Origin of the sequence: Leucobacter sp. MMO-125 (genome assembly GCF_037148395.1) — a bacterium.
Classification (GTDB): Bacteria; Actinomycetota; Actinomycetes; order Actinomycetales; family Microbacteriaceae; genus Leucobacter.
Genome location: NZ_JBBCTL010000004.1, coordinates 179,593 through 193,911, shown reverse-complemented (window position 1 = coordinate 193,911; position 14,319 = coordinate 179,593). Strand labels below are relative to the sequence as shown.

The following is a 14,319-nucleotide window of genomic DNA, read 5'->3' as shown; positions in this document are numbered from 1 at the left end:
GACTGAACGGGCGTGGTGTGGGTGGGGTGGGGTGGGCGCTTGGCGCTCAGCCCTGGGGGAGTTCGGAGCCCGGGGTGCGGGTCGCCGCGTACTCGTTGAGGGTGCCGTTCTGAAACGCAGCTTGCACCTTCGCCATCTCGGCCCAGTCGGGGAGCACGATCGACTGGCCGTCGGCCGAGGTGCCCGTGCCCAGTGTGGGGCTCGTGAAGAACTCGATGTCGTCACCTCGCAGATCGCGCATGTCGTAGCCGAGCGCCACCGCGGTGCCGAGGTCGAGGCCCTCGTCGAGGATGAGATGGGGTTTCACGGCCTGGAAGGTATCGACGAGGCGCCCGGGGCTGCGTAGCGTCTCAGCGCTCAGCACCTTCTGCGCGAGCGCCTTGAGGTACGCCTGCTGGTTGCGTGCCCGCTGGTAGTCGCCGTCGGCGAAGGCGTAGCGTTCGCGCACAAAGCCCAGTGCCCGTTCGCCGTTGAGCGTCACCTCGCCCGCCGGAAAGTCGAAGCCGCCGTGCAGCGAGGTGAACGCAACATCGTTGTGCAAGGTCACCCCACCAACGGCGTCGGTGAGCCCCTTGAACGACTCGAAATCGACGAGCGCGACGTGGTCGATGCGCGCCCCGATGAAGTTCTCCACAGTGTTGACCGCGAGCGGCAGCCCGCCGAAGGCCACCGCAGCGTTGATCTTCGCTTCGCCGTACCCCTGGATCTCGACCCAGTTGTCGCGCATGATCGACATCACGGTGAGGTGCTGGCGGTCGGGCGAGATCTGCGCCACCATGATCGCGTCGCTGCGGAAGCCGCGAAGATCAGCTGCCTTTGCGGTCGGGTCGGTGGTCTCGCGGGAGTCGGAGCCGAGCAGCAGTATGTTGATCGGCGCGTGCTCGCCGGGGGCGGGCTGCACCGCAGCTGGTCGTTCGAGGGCGGGATCCTGCGTGATGCTCACCCGCTGCACCTCGTTGTAGCTACTCGACAGTAAAGCGTAGGCGACGCCCGCGGCGATGCCGAGCAGCATCACGAGCACCCCGAGCGTGATGAGCGTGTTGCGCAGGCCGCGGCGCATGCGGCGGGGTGCGGCACCCGTGCGACCCGGAGCTGACGATGCGGGGTTTCGATCGTCGGTCATGGCCTGCTCCTTGGATGTCAGCGGGCGCCGCGCGAGCGGGCCCGACTACCTCGGCGAACCCACCACCGGGAAGGTGCCGGTGGGCGTCTCACCCTCATCGTAAACCGTGGCGGGCGGGCCAATGATTTTCGAATCCGGATTGCCCACGAGCTTCACATCTTTGTCCGGGTAGTCGAAGCGGGAGAGCACCCAGCGCATGGCCTCCAGGCGGGCCCGCTTCTTGTCGTTTGACTTCACGACGGTCCAGGGCGCGTGAGGGGTGTCCGTGTAGAAGAACATTGCCTCCTTCGCGGCGGTGTAGTCATCCCACTTGTCGAGCGAAGCGAGGTCGGTGGGGGAGAGCTTCCACTGCTTCACCTCGTCGGAGGAGCGCGATACGAAGCGCTCGTGCTGCTCGGCCTTGCCCACCGAGAACCAGAACTTGATGAGGTGCACGCCCGAGTTCACGAGCATGCGCTCGAACTCGGGGGCGGATCGGGTGAACTCGAGGTACTGCTGAGGCGTGCAGTAGCCCATGACCCGCTCAACCCCGGCCCTGTTGTACCAGGACCTGTCGAACATCACGATCTCGCCTCCCGCGGGAAGATGCGCGGCGTAGCGCTGGAAGTACCACTGCGTCTGCTCGCGCTCAGTGGGAATCTCGAGCGCCACCACGCGCGCACCGCGCGGGTTCATGTGCTCGGTGAAGCGCTTGATGGCCCCGCCCTTGCCAGCGGCATCGCGACCTTCGAAGAGGATCACGATCTTTTGGCCCGTCTCTTTCACCCAGGCCTGGAGTTTGAGCAGTTCGATCTGCAGCTTGCGCTTCTCGCGCTCGTACGCGCGACGGGAGATCTTCACGTCGTAGGGGTAGCCCTGCCGCCACGCCGCATCCGGGCCGTCGTCGAGCTTCGGAGCGCGGCCCTTGCGCCGCAGCTCGGCGATCTCGTCGATCTCGGGCGTGACGTCGATCTGGCCGGGAGCGGCCATCTCGAAGGTGTCGTCTGCGGGCGCGTGTTCGGGGCCGTTGACCATGTGATTCCTTCGGTTCGGGTGGATCAGCGCGGGCGCGCTTCCCAGTCTACGGCGGGCATGCTTCGCTCACAGCAGACACCGAGGACACCTCCAACGCGTTGCCGTTCAGTGACCCGCCGATTGGAGGGAGCCGCAACACCGCTCGCCGCAGAAGCTCGGTGCCGTAGAACCTCGGCACCGCAGAGTCTCAGCGCACCAGGCGGGCGATGGCTGCGGAAGCCTCATGCAGCTTCTCAGCTGCGACCTCTCCGCCTTCCGCGGCCGCCGAAGCCACGCAGTGCGCGAGATGATCGTCGAGCAGGGCGAGTGCCACCCGTTCGAGGGCCTTCGTCGCCGCCGATACCTGCGTGAGAATATCGATGCAGTACTCGTCGTTCTCGACCATGCGGTGCACGCCTCGTACCTGACCCTCGGCACGTCGCAGCCGCTTCAGCAGATCATCCTTGTGATCGATGTAGCCGTGGCTGTCGTGCTCGCAGGAGGCGTCTGTGGCGTCGCTCATGCCAGAACCTTACACGTCGTGCCGCGGAGTATCCGCAGGAGACGATCCGCGCCCCCTCCGCAAGCGCGACACCCCACCGGCCACCAGCACCAGCACCGCCACCCAGATGGCTCCGTAAATGACGGACTCCTCCGGCGAAATACGCTCGCCGTTCAGCAATGAAGCGATCATCAGCAGTGCCGGCTCGAGATAGCTGAGCAGGCCGAACAAGCTCATCGTGAGCAGACGCGAAGCCGCGAGATAGAACATGAGCGCAACTCCCGAGGCCACGGCAAACAGCGGGGCCGCCCACCACAACGCAGGATTCGCGGCCGTTGCAGATCCGCCAGCGATCTCAGCCACCAGCATCACCACAGCAACCGGAGCGAGCGCCAAGAACTCCCAGAACATGCCGCCCAGGTGAGCAATGCCGAGTGCCCGCCGCAGCACGAAATAGACGGGGTAGCCGAGCGCCACGAGCAGCGTCTCCCACGACACCCCGCCCACTCGGATCACCTCGAAGACCACACCGGCGGCCGCGCACGCCGCTGCGAGCCACTGCCACCACACCAAACGATCACCGTACAAGAAGCGCCCCACCACCACGAGCACGAGCGGCAGCAGGAAATAGCCGAGGGCCACCTGCATGCCACGCCCGTGCAGCGGAGCCCAGGTGAACACCCACAGCTGCGCCGCGACGAGCACACCGCAGAGCGCCACCCCGAGCGCCAGCAGCGGTGACCGCCTCAGGCGCCGACCCACCTCGGTAATGAGATGCCACTGCCTGATAGCGAGCAGCGCCAACGCGATCACCGGGATCGTGATGAGGTTGCGAATACCCCAGATCGATTCAGCCGACGCCGGAGCGAGCAACGGTGTGACGAAGTAGATGCCGCCGAACAGCACCGAAGAGGCGACAGAGACGAGAATGCCGCGACCGCCCGAGCCGAGCGGGCCCGGACGGAGCGCGCGGGTCAATCTGAAAGGTCGATTGCGCCGATGATCTCGCCGTAGGGCGTTTCACCGATCGGTGTGAAACCCATGCGCAGGAAGAAGCCCTCGGGGCCGTCATCGCCGGGCTCCCACAGCACAGTGAGGCGGTCGACACCACGCCGACGCGCCTCCTCGACGAGCGCGTTCACCGCGAACGCGCCGACACCCATGCCCTGCGCCTCAGCATCGATATTGATTCGCCAGAGAGCAGCGCGGAACTCTTCCTGCGGGGCATCAGGGTCGAAATTGCCGTGCACGAAACCGACAACCCTGTCGTTGTCGAGCACCACGCGCTGCCAAGCGGTGTGCGCCGGCGTCACAGCTGCTGCCGCTGCGTACGAGACGGGCGTGATGAACTGCTCCTGACCAGGCTTCAGGCCGAGCATGTTCACGGCCACGATTGTCGCGGCGGACAGTTCTTCGAGTCTGAGAGCGCTCATGTACCCAGGCTAGCGTCTCCCGCCCTCGCTGGCGAGTGCTGCGCCCACCGCGGCCGCCGAGGAGTCGGCGGCGAGCAGCTCCACTCGGCCCGAGAGATCGAGCATTCCGAGGAAGGGCGACTGCGCCGCCCAGCCGTCGAGAGTGTCGCGAATCCCATCGAGCAAGCGAGACCCCAGAAAGCGCAGGCCCCCGCCGATGATCACCGTGTGCGGATCGAGCGTCAACGACAGCAGTCGCACGCAGTCAGCCGCACCGCGCACCAACTGTTCAAAGGCGTGGGCGGCCTCGACGTCGCCTGCGTCGACCGCCGCGAGCAGCACCCTGCCGGGATGGTCTCCGCCGGCAGGCCAGTAGCGCTTCAGCGCCGAGCCGCTCGCCACCGTTTCGAGGCAACCGCGCTGCCCGCAGGGGCAGGGGCGCCCCAGCGCATCGATCGGCAGGTGACCGATCTCGCCCGCAACCCCGTGCGCTCCCCTCAGCGGGGCGCCATCGATCACCAGGCCGGCTGCGAGACCAGTGCCCAGATTCAAGTAGGCCACTACGCCGTCAAGACGCATCAGGTGGGCCGCGCCGATCGCGGCAGCCGTGACATCGTTATCGATCGCCACCGGCAGCCCCGTAGCCTCAGCAAGTCGAGCCGCCAACGGCAGCCGCGCAAGACCCAGGTTGTAGGCGTTGTGCACCTCGCCCCGCTCGCGGTCGATACGACCGGGAATACCGACACCCACCGACGCGAAATCGGCGACCGCGCACCCCGTCTGCTCGGAGAGCAACGCGATCACGTGCTCCGCCGTGCCGACCACACCATCCGCCCCCGCAACGGTTGCGATGCGCGCCGCAGCCACGACCCCGCCGGCACCATCGAGCGCAACAGCCTCGGTTTTGGTGCCGCCGATGTCCATGCCGATCCGCAACGTATCAGTCATGCCCCGCCTCCCGCCGGCTCCGCGAGCAGCGCGAGCAGCGCCGCGCCCGCAAGCGCAGACGAACCGAAGCAGGCGACATCAGCGTAGCGGCGGGTTCCGCCCTCCGCAGCCTCCGGCCAGCCCATCTCAATGAGCAGCAGCGGCACATCGGCTTCCCGCAAGCCGTCGATGCCGTCGCGCGAGAACTCGTGCCGGTGCAGCTCCCGCCCGATCACGATAAGGCCGTTCCGCGCCTCAGCGCGCAGCGGCCACGGCGTCGGCGTCGACTCGTCGACGCTGGCGCTGCCCCGCCGCGAGAACGCCGCAACGGCAGCGCGCTGATGAGTCAGCGGGTGGGCGGCAGCGGCGAACGGCCCCCACGGGGCGAAGCCGACAGCCATGTTCGCTTCCGACTCGACGCGCAGCACCGAAGCCTCGGGGTGCTCGCGCAGCCAATCGCGTGCCGCAGCTCCGCCGTCGAAAGAGGCCGCGATCCGCGATACCTCCTCAGCCGAGGGCTCGGGCGAAGCAACCACTGCGGCCTCTGAGCCGTGCTCGCGAGACCGGGCCAGCAGCCGCACCCGATCCGCCGCCTCACGCACCCGCGCCTCCGAAAGCCTGCCGTCGCGCACCGCCGCGAGCACATGATCCTCGATCTCGCGCAAACTGGCAGCCGTCGTGCCTGTGCCCAGGCAGAGCAGATCGCAGCCCGCCGCAAGCGCGCGCACTGCAGCCTCAGGGATCCCGATCCCACCGCTCGCGCCCTGCATATCCAGAGCATCCGACACGATGGCGCCCTCGAACCCCAGCCGCTCGCGCAGCAGCCCCTGCAAGATCGTCCTGCTGAACGTCGCCGGCGCATCAGCATCGAGCTGCGGCAGCAGAATGTGCGAGGTCATGATCGCCTCGGCCCCCGCCGCTATCGCCGCCGCAAACGGCGGCAGATCCCGAGCCTCCACAACAGCAAGATCGGCGTCGATAGTGGGCAGCGCAAGATGCGAATCCTGGGCGGTGTCGCCGTGCCCCGGAAAATGCTTCGGGCAGGCCTTCGCGCCCGTGCTGCGCAGCCCCCGCACCCAGGCCGCCACATGCATCGCAGCCACCGCGGTATCCTCAGCGAAACTGCGCGTGCCGATCACAGGATTGCGGGGATTGCTGTTCACGTCAGCATCCGGCGCGAGCGCCAGATTGAACCCGGAAGCGAGAATGTCATTGCCGACCCGGCGGCCGATCTCCTCTGTGTAGGCGAGATCGCCGATCCTGCCGAGCACTGCTGCACCGGGGTACGGCGCACCCTCAAGATAGTGCAGCCGCGTCACCTCACCACCCTCCTCATCGATCGCGATGAGCGCGTTCGGCGCCGCCGCCCGCAATTCGGCACCGAGCGCCGTCAACTGCGCGCGATCGCGCACATTGCCGCCGTACACGCAGACCGACAGCACCCCATCACCCAGCGCCTGCACCACCCAGGCAGGCGTTGAATAGCCGTCGAAGCCAGGCATCAGCGTGGCGCGAACTTCCCGCGCAAGACCCTCCAACTCGCTCATCCCTTCACCGCGCCGCTCACGAGACCGCTCGTCATACGACCCTGCACGAAGAGGAAGAAGATGATCACCGGCACCGCAACAAGCGTCGACGCCGCCATCACATCGCCCCAGTCGATCGCGCGAGACGCCGACTGCTGAATGAACCCGCGCAACCACAGCGGCAAGGTCTGCGACCCCGAATCCTGCAGGATCACGAGTGCGACAGTGAACTCGTTCCACGCCTGCAAGAACGCGTACACCCCGCTCGCGATGAGGCCCGGCGCGAGCAGCGGGAAGGTGATGCGCAGGAACGCCTGCGTGCGGCTGAGCCCGTCAACCATCGCGGCCTCTTCAAGATCGGCAGGCACACCCGCCACAAAACCGCGCAGCATCCAGATCGTGAACGGCACCACCGCCGCGATGTAGATGATGCTCACCCCGATCACCGAGTTCAACAGATTGAGCGAGCCCATCAACTTGTACTGCGCGATGAACATGCCCTCAGCGGGCAGCATCTGAATGAACAGCACCGCGAGCACGAAACTACGGCGACCCTTGAAACGGAAACGGCTAATCGACAGCGCCGCCAGAAACGCGAAAATGAGGCAGCACGATACCGCGATCCCCGCAACAGCCAAGCTGATGCCGAGCGCGCTGAAGAACGAGCCGTCGGCGATGACCGACTGAAAATTGCGGAATGAGCCGCCGAACGGCAGCAGCGTCGGTGTCGTCTTCTCCAGCACCGCGTTCGGCAGCAGCGAAGAGTTGAGCATCCAGTACACGGGGAACGCCCAGAGAGCCGCCACCACCAGGGCGAGCGCGCCCAACAGCCAGCGCGCCACACGGCCGCCCACACGGTTTCGGCCGCGTCGCCGCACGACCTCGACGGGAGCGGTCATCGCCGCGGTATCCGTGCGAGTCATTGCTCATCCTCCTTCAGCAGATTGCGCACATACGCCCAGCTCAGGGCGATGGTGAGCAGCAGCACGAAAATCGACATCGCGCTCGCCATAGCGAAATCGCTCGAACCGACGCCGAGCTGGTAGATGTAGGTGCCGAGAACATCGGTCTGGCTGGCGATCGATCCGCGATCCTGCAGCAGCTTGATCTGAGCGAAGACGCGCAGATCCCAGATGATCTGCAGCAGCATGACGATGCCGAGCACGGGCTTGATGATCGGGATGATGATGAAGCGCAGTCGCTGCCAGCGATTCGCGCCATCCATCTGAGCGGCTTCTAGTACTTCGCCGGACACCTGGGTGAGACCCGCATAGACCGAGAACGCCACGAACGGCACGCTCATCCACACCACGATGATGAGGGCCACCGCGAAGAAGCTCAGCGGGTGCTGCAACCAGTTGTGGCCCTGCATCGGCAGCCCGAGACCTGACAGCACCCAGTTCGCGAGCCCACGGCGCCAGTCGAAGATCCAGTTCCAGATCGTCATCGCCGCGACCACCGGGGTTGCCCAGGCCAGCAGCAGCGCAATCTGCAGGGTGAGGCGCAGCGGGGTTACGACGGCCTGCATCAGCAGAGCCAAACCCACGCCGATCACCATCGTCACCGCCGCGGTGATCAAGCAGAACGCCACCGAGCGGGCCACCACGAGCCAGGTCGCAGGGTTCGAGAACAGCTCGACATAGTTCGCGAACCACACCCACTCCGGGGGCTGCCCGAACTGCTGGGCGAGGCCGAACTGCTGCATCGAAGTCGCGAACTGCCAGACGATCGGATACCCGAGCGCGAGCAGCACGATCAGTGTCGCGGGCAGCAGCAGCGCGTAGGGGGTGATGCGGATCCGGCGCCGGCGGGGCGCTCGCGGAGTGCCGGTTGCGGTCATCGCCGGCCTTTCTGATCGGGGGCGTCACGCACGGGCGACGCTGCGGGTGCGGCCCGCTGCACCCGAGTCGCAAGATCCTGCCTGACGGCTGTGGATCCTGCGACTCGGGTGCCGCAGCGCGGCCGCGGTGTTACTTCTGGTTGAGGAGCGGATCGAGCTTGGCGTTCGTATCCTTCGCCAGCTGCGCGAGATCATCGGAATCGCGGATCTGCGCGAAGAACTCCTCCATGATGTTCTTCGACTCGACAGCGGCCCAACCCGGGGCTGCCGGGGTCAGCTTCGAGTTCGAAGCCGACTCGATGAGCGCCTTCGCGAACTGGTCGTCCCCGAGCGAGGAAGTGAACTTCTGGTTCGCCGGGCCGAGACCGTTCTCGCCGAGCATCGTCTGGTACTCCTCGGAGAAGATGATGCGCATGAGCTCCTTGGCGAGCTCCGGCTCCTTCGACTTCGCCGAAATAGCGATGTTCGAACCGCCGGCGAACACCGGGGCAGGCTTACCGTCGTTGCCCGGCAGCACGAAGGTGCCGAAGACCTTGTCGTTCCACTCGCGTGCGGGCTCGCCGTCTTCGCCCTCGACGAGATCACCGATCGACCAGTGCGCCCAACCCGGGGCCATGATCGTTGCAGCAGCCAGCGACAGGTCGCCGGTGACGTTGCCGGCTTCATCCTTGACCTGATCCGAGTCGTTCAAGAACTGGTACTGGTTCGCATCTTTCGCGTCGTTCGGCGCGTTCGAAGCGGTGAGGTAGAGCTGCTGCAGCTGCTCGAGGCCCTTCAACGACTCCGGCGAATCGAGGGTTGCCTTCCACTTGCCATCTTCGAGCTTCGCGATATCGCCGCCGTTCGCGAAGATCCACGAGATGCCGTCGCGCCAGTCCTGGCCGCCGAGGTAGAAACCGGAGAAGTTGGTGATGCCCTTCGGGTTCTTCTCGGTGATCGTGGCGACCGTCGTGTTGAACTCGTCGAGGGTCTTCGGCACCTGCACGCCCGCCGCATCCCAGACGTCCTTGCGGTAGAACATGTAGCGCGAACCGAAGTAGTAGGGGAGCGCATACTCCTTGCCGTCGACGCTGCCTGCTTCGACGAAGGACTGGATCAGGTTGTCGCCGCCGAGCTCGTCGTACATATCGCTGAGATCGAGGAAAGCGCCCACATTGGTGAAGGTCGGCGACTGGGTGTTGCCGATCTCGGTGACATCGGGGGTGTTGTTCTCATCGGGCAGCGCCGTGGTGAGCTTCGTGACGATATCGCCCCAGCCCTGCTCCTCGATCTTGAGGGTGGCGCCGGTCTTCTTATTGAATTCCTTCTTGAGGTAGTCGCGCAGCGTGTCGGGGGTGTCGCCGCCGGCAAGCCAGAGCGTGATCGTCTTGCCTTCGGCGTTCTGATCGCTGTTGTTGCTGCTGCCCTGGCTGCAACCAGTGAACAGCAGCACCGAGGCCACGGCCGCCGCGGTGAGGCCAGTGAGCTTTCTCTTCATGGTGTTTCCTTTCGATGAACCTCGCCGACCAGCGGGCCGCGGGGCGTGGAGTGCGATCCGGCCGAGGCCGCACCGCGTTCGTTCCTTGGATGTGAAGTTGTGGGGGTGCTGCGCTCGGATCAGGTGACGCCGAGCCGATCTTTCAGCACCGTCGCCGTCGCGCCGCGCAGGATGAGGTCGTCACCCTGCGTGCTGGTGCGCAGCACGAGCCCGTCGTGCGTGTCCGGCATGGTGCGGCGGCGCAGAATCTCAAGCGTCGCCTCGGCGAGCGTGCCCTCGATGAGTTCGGGTGGGCCGGCGAGCACGACTTCGGCGAGGTTGAGAGCGCCCACAACGGGAGCGAGCGCCACCCCGAGCCGCTGCCCCGCCTCGCGCAGCACGCGGTCGCGGCCCTCCGGGCCGGCGGTCTGCAGCGAACGGGTGAGCGGGGGCACCGACAGCCAGTGCTCGAGCACCTGCTCGCGCGAATACGGTGCTTCGAGGCCGAGATCGGTGCCCACCATGACCTGGCCGATCTCGCCAGCGGCGAATCGGCTGCCGGCGACGGGCTGGCCGCCGATGATGAGGCCGGAGCCGACGCCGTGCCCGATGGTGACGAGAATGAAGTTGTCGCTCGAATCGCCGAAGCTGTACTCGGCGAGGGCTGCGACGTTCGCATCGTTTGCGACGACGGTGGGCAGCCCGGTGCGTTCTTCGAGGATGCGCAGCAGCGGCAGTTCGGTCCAGCCGAGGTTCGGTGCGGTGCGCACGGTGCCGGCATCGTCGACAACGCCCGGGGTGCCAACGCCGAGCCCCAGCACGGGCACCTTGGCCCTGTCTCGGAGCGCAATTGCGAGCCCGACCGCGAGTTCGCACGCTGCGTCTCCGGTGGCGTCGCCGAGCTCGATCTCTGAGCGCAACACGATCTCGCCGTCGAGGCTCATAAGCGCGCCGCGCAGCAGCCGGTGGTCACTCAGGTCGAGGGCGACTACCACGAACGCGTCGCGTGCGAGGTCGACGAGGATCGCCGGCTTGCCCGGGCGCTGCGACTCCTGAGGGCCGAGCTCGTGCAGCAGCCCGTCGCCGATGAGCTCGGCGACGATCACGGAGATCGTGACTTTGGTGAGCCCGGTGGTGCGGGCGATCTCAGCGCGGCTGAGTGGGCCGGTGACGTACAGGGTCTGCAGCACGAGGGTGCGATTGTGCTGCTTCGCGTCGCCGGGGGTGGCTTTGATGCCGGTGCGCAGGGCGCGTGAGCCGAAGGCTGCTGCGGGGCCGGCGGTTGCGGTGGTGGTTGCTGGAGCGGTGTTTGCGGCTGTTGCCGCGCCTGTCGGGGCGGCTGTCGTGCGCGCGGCGCCGTGCGCGGGCGTGCCCGGCGTCTGGATGCGTGAGGGGGGCTCTGGAGTGAACTCGGAGCGCGGCGTTGCGACCGTCATGTGAGTTAGTAAAGCTAACGAACTAAATATTTGCAACCCGGACCCCTGCTGATTGCGCGCCCGTGACCGAACCGTGATCTTCGCGTGGCGGCGGCGGTTGGGCGTGGCTGCGTGCTGCTGCGCGGCAGCGCCGCGCCGCGCCGTTCAGCCGCGGGCGGTGCTCGCGCGGAAGCGGAAGCGGTCGCCGCGGAATGCGGATCGCGTGAACTCGACGGGAGTGCCGTCTGCGGCGCGGCCGGTGCGGCGCACGACGAGCAGGGGGCGGCCGACCTCGATGCCGAGGATGCGCGCCTCGGCCGGTTCGGCGAGCTCGGTGCCGACTTCGTCGTCGACGGCGTCGAGTGCGACGCTGTAGCGCTCTCGCAGGGCTCGGTACAGCGACCCGTGTTGGGCGAGTTCGGCAGCGAGCCCGGGGTAGTGGCCGGGCAGCAGCGCGGTTTCGCGGGCGAGCGCGACGCCGTCGCTTCGGCGCACCCGGTCGACTCTGGTGATCTCGGCTGCGGGCGCGAGCGCGAGTGCGGCGGCGGTTTCGCCGTCGGCTGCTTCGAGCGTGATCCCGAGTACGTCGCTGTCGAGCCTGGCGCCGCTGAGGTCTTCGCTGAAGGAGGTGAGTTGGCGCACGGTGATGAGCGGTGGGGCCGCGACGAAGGTGCCTCGGCCCTGGCTGCGCTCGATACGCCCCTCGGTGACGAGTTCGGTAAGCGCTTGGCGCACGGTGGTGCGCGAGGTGCCGAAGCGTCCGGCGAGGTCGCGTTCGGTGGGGAGCGGATCACCGGGGGCCGCCTCCTCGATGAGGTCGAGGATGCGGAGTTTCTGCGTGTAGTACTTCGGCGTGCTGGTCATGTGCTTGACACCTCGATTGGTCTACGCCTATCTTAAACACCACGGTATTGGTCTAGTCCTTTTGTGGATGCGGCGGGGAAGGTCTCCGGTTCGCCGCCGAGGCCAACGCACACCGAACCCGCCAAGGAGGCCCCGTGCAGATCGCCATCGTCGCCGACGCCGCAGCCGTCGCCGAGTACGCCGCCGAGAGGGTTGCCGGGGTGATCCGCGCCCGTGCTGAATCCGCAGCACCAGCCGTGCTCGGCGTCGCCACAGGCTCCTCTCCGCTGGGCACCTACGCCGCGCTCGCCGCCCGGGTGCGCGCCGGGCAGCTCGACGTCACAGGCGTGAGCGCCTTCGCGCTCGACGAATACGTCGGCCTCGACCCGGCGCACCCCGAGAGCTACCGATCGGTGATCCGCCGCACCGTAACCGAGCCGCTCGGCCTCGACCCCGAGCGGGTGCATGTGCCCGATGGGGCCGCCGCCGATCTCGAAGCGGCCTGCGCGCGCTACGAACGGCTGATCCGCGCGGCCGGCGGCGTCGACCTGCAACTGCTCGGCATCGGCGCCAACGGCCACATCGGTTTCAATGAGCCCACCTCCTCCTTCGCGTCGCGCACCCGCGTCAAGACGCTCGCACCGCAGACCCGGGCCGACAACGCGAGGTTCTTCAACGCGCCCGACAGCGTGCCGGTGCACTGCGTGACGCAGGGGCTCGGCACGATTCTCGAGGCGCGGCAGCTGCTGCTCGTGGCGCAGGGCGAGGGCAAGGCCGAGGCTGTGGCGCAGATGATCGAGGGGCCGCTCGCGAGTGTGTGCCCCGCGAGCGCGCTGCAGCTGCACCCCGACGCCGTCGTGGTGATCGACCGGGCAGCGGCCTCGCAACTGCGCTTCTCCGACTACTACGAATACGTGCAGGATCAGCTTCCCGAGGGATCGGCGTGACGAGCGCACTGTCGGGCACAGGCCTCATCGCTGCTGGCACGGTGGTGACGGCAGCGGCTGTGCACGCGCCGGGCTGGGTGGCATTCGAGCGCGGCACGATCACGGCGGTCGGCGGCGGGCGCCCGCCTGCGCCCGTCGATCGTGATTTCGGTGACGCTGTCATCGTGCCCGGCTTCGTCGATGTGCATGTGCACGGTGGCGGTGGATCCGGCTACACCGAGGGCTCAGCGCATCTCGCGCGGCGCGCGCGGGCTGCGCATCTCGCGCACGGCACGACGACGAGCCTTGCGAGCCTGGTCACCGACACCCCTGAGCGAATGCTCGCCGGGGTGCGGATGCTCGCCGGGCTGGTCGCTGCTGGGGTGCTGCGCGGAATTCACCTGGAGGGCCCGTGGCTGAGCCCGGAGCGCGCCGGAGCGCACGATCAGGCGCTGCTGCGCGCGCCCGACCCTGCGGAGATCGACGCGCTGCTGCGGGCGGGTTCGCTCGCCGGTCAGCTGGCGGATCCGCACGCTGATCAGGGTGCGGGTCGAGTAGCGAAGCCGCGGCCCGAGGCGGTGGCGGGCGGCGGAGCCGGATCCGCACCCCGCAATGCGATTGCGATGGTGACCATTGCACCTGAACTGCCCGGCGCGATCGAGGCCATTGAGCGCTTCGTGCGCGCAGGAGTCGTGGTCGCCATCGGGCACACCGACGCCGACTACGCCTGCGTGACGCGCGCGATCGACGCCGGCGCCACGGTGGCCACCCATCTCTTCAACGCGATGCGCCCGCTGCACCACCGTGAGCCAGGGCCTGTGCTCGCGCTGCTCCAGGATCAGCGGGTCACCGTCGAGCTGATCGCCGACGGCACCCACCTGCACCCGGCGCTTGCGAGGTGGGCGGCCGCGCAGGGCGGCGCGGCGATGCTCGTCACCGACGCGATGGGTGCCGCCGCGTGCGGAGACGGCGCCTACCGTTTGGGGTCGCTCGATGTGGAGGTGACGGGCGGCGTTGCGCGCGTGGCGGGAAGCGACACGATCGCAGGGAGCACCGCCACGATGGACAGGCTGTTGCGCGACTGGGTTGAGGGCGCGGCCGCCGACCGTGACGATGCACTGCGGGAGGCGGCGCAGCTGACGGCCGTGAACCCGGCGCTGGCGATGGGCTGGGATGACGTGGGAGATCTTGCCGTCGGGCGGCGCATGGACGCCGTGGTGCTCGACCGCGATCTGCGCGTCGCCGAGGTGATTCGTGGCGGACGAGAGGACGATTTATCTCGATGTCGAGATATCCCAGCCGCGCTCGGGTAGGATAGGCGGCGGCTTCATACAGATGGAATACGAGAGTGGGAGA

Annotated in this window: 14 protein-coding genes; 2 read left to right on the top strand and 12 right to left on the bottom strand. The window is 67.5% G+C overall.

Annotated elements, in window-relative coordinates; translation table 11 throughout:
- Positions 1-46 precede the first annotated feature (46 nt).
- The 12 genes from WFI54_RS11055 to WFI54_RS11000 form a co-directional block, all read right to left on the bottom strand.
- Positions 47-1,123: an LCP family protein gene (locus tag WFI54_RS11055; RefSeq protein WP_336652848.1), complete on the bottom strand. Its 1,077-nt coding sequence runs from the start codon at positions 1,121-1,123 to the stop codon at positions 47-49.
- Positions 1,124-1,168: 45 nt separating this feature from the next.
- Positions 1,169-2,137: a polyphosphate kinase 2 gene (gene ppk2 / locus WFI54_RS11050; RefSeq protein WP_336652847.1), complete on the bottom strand. Its 969-nt coding sequence runs from the start codon at positions 2,135-2,137 to the stop codon at positions 1,169-1,171.
- Between the two features lie 187 nt (positions 2,138-2,324).
- Positions 2,325-2,639, bottom strand: a complete 315-nt coding sequence (locus WFI54_RS11045; protein WP_336652846.1) for a metal-sensitive transcriptional regulator — start codon at positions 2,637-2,639, stop codon at positions 2,325-2,327.
- 9 nt (positions 2,640-2,648) lie between these two features.
- Positions 2,649-3,596 carry an EamA family transporter RarD gene (gene rarD / locus WFI54_RS11040; protein WP_336652845.1) on the bottom strand — a complete coding sequence of 316 codons (948 nt, stop codon included), beginning with the start codon at positions 3,594-3,596 and terminating at the stop codon, positions 2,649-2,651.
- Positions 3,593-4,051, bottom strand: a complete 459-nt coding sequence (locus WFI54_RS11035; protein WP_336652844.1) for a GNAT family N-acetyltransferase — start codon at positions 4,049-4,051, stop codon at positions 3,593-3,595. Before WFI54_RS11035 ends, rarD begins: the two co-directional genes overlap by 4 nt.
- Positions 4,052-4,060: 9 nt before the next feature.
- The gene (locus tag WFI54_RS11030) at positions 4,061-4,978 is read right to left on the bottom strand and encodes an ROK family protein (protein ID WP_336652843.1); all 918 of its coding nucleotides are present in this window, start codon (positions 4,976-4,978) and stop codon (positions 4,061-4,063) included.
- On the bottom strand, positions 4,975-6,504 hold the full coding sequence (locus tag WFI54_RS11025; protein WP_336652842.1) for a glycoside hydrolase family 3 protein: 1,530 nt from the start codon (positions 6,502-6,504) through the stop codon (positions 4,975-4,977). The genes WFI54_RS11030 and WFI54_RS11025 overlap by 4 nt, the downstream gene beginning before the upstream one ends.
- Complete coding sequence (locus tag WFI54_RS11020; RefSeq protein ID WP_336652841.1) at positions 6,501-7,406, bottom strand: carbohydrate ABC transporter permease; 906 nt, start codon at positions 7,404-7,406, stop codon at positions 6,501-6,503. Before WFI54_RS11020 ends, WFI54_RS11025 begins: the two co-directional genes overlap by 4 nt.
- The gene (locus WFI54_RS11015) at positions 7,403-8,323 is read right to left on the bottom strand and encodes a carbohydrate ABC transporter permease (RefSeq protein ID WP_336652840.1); all 921 of its coding nucleotides are present in this window, start codon (positions 8,321-8,323) and stop codon (positions 7,403-7,405) included. The genes WFI54_RS11020 and WFI54_RS11015 overlap by 4 nt, the downstream gene beginning before the upstream one ends.
- A 130-nt stretch (positions 8,324-8,453) precedes the next feature.
- Entirely contained in the window at positions 8,454-9,800 is a 1,347-nt protein-coding gene (locus WFI54_RS11010; RefSeq protein WP_336652839.1) for an extracellular solute-binding protein, read from the bottom strand.
- A gap of 119 nt (positions 9,801-9,919) precedes the next feature.
- Positions 9,920-11,215, bottom strand: a complete 1,296-nt coding sequence (locus WFI54_RS11005) for an ROK family transcriptional regulator (RefSeq protein WP_336652838.1) — start codon at positions 11,213-11,215, stop codon at positions 9,920-9,922.
- Between the two features lie 144 nt (positions 11,216-11,359).
- Entirely contained in the window at positions 11,360-12,058 is a 699-nt protein-coding gene (locus tag WFI54_RS11000; RefSeq protein ID WP_336652837.1) for a GntR family transcriptional regulator, read from the bottom strand.
- A 134-nt stretch (positions 12,059-12,192) separates the two neighbouring features.
- On the opposite strand from WFI54_RS11000, the gene nagB reads away from it, so the two are divergent.
- A complete protein-coding gene (gene nagB, locus WFI54_RS10995) occupies positions 12,193-12,984 on the top strand; it encodes a glucosamine-6-phosphate deaminase (protein ID WP_336652836.1) in 792 nt (263 codons plus the stop codon).
- Positions 12,981-14,276, top strand: coding sequence for an N-acetylglucosamine-6-phosphate deacetylase (nagA, locus tag WFI54_RS10990; protein ID WP_336652835.1), 1,296 nt, complete (start codon positions 12,981-12,983; stop codon positions 14,274-14,276). Before nagB ends, nagA begins: the two co-directional genes overlap by 4 nt.
- The last annotated feature ends 43 nt before the right edge of the window (positions 14,277-14,319 follow it).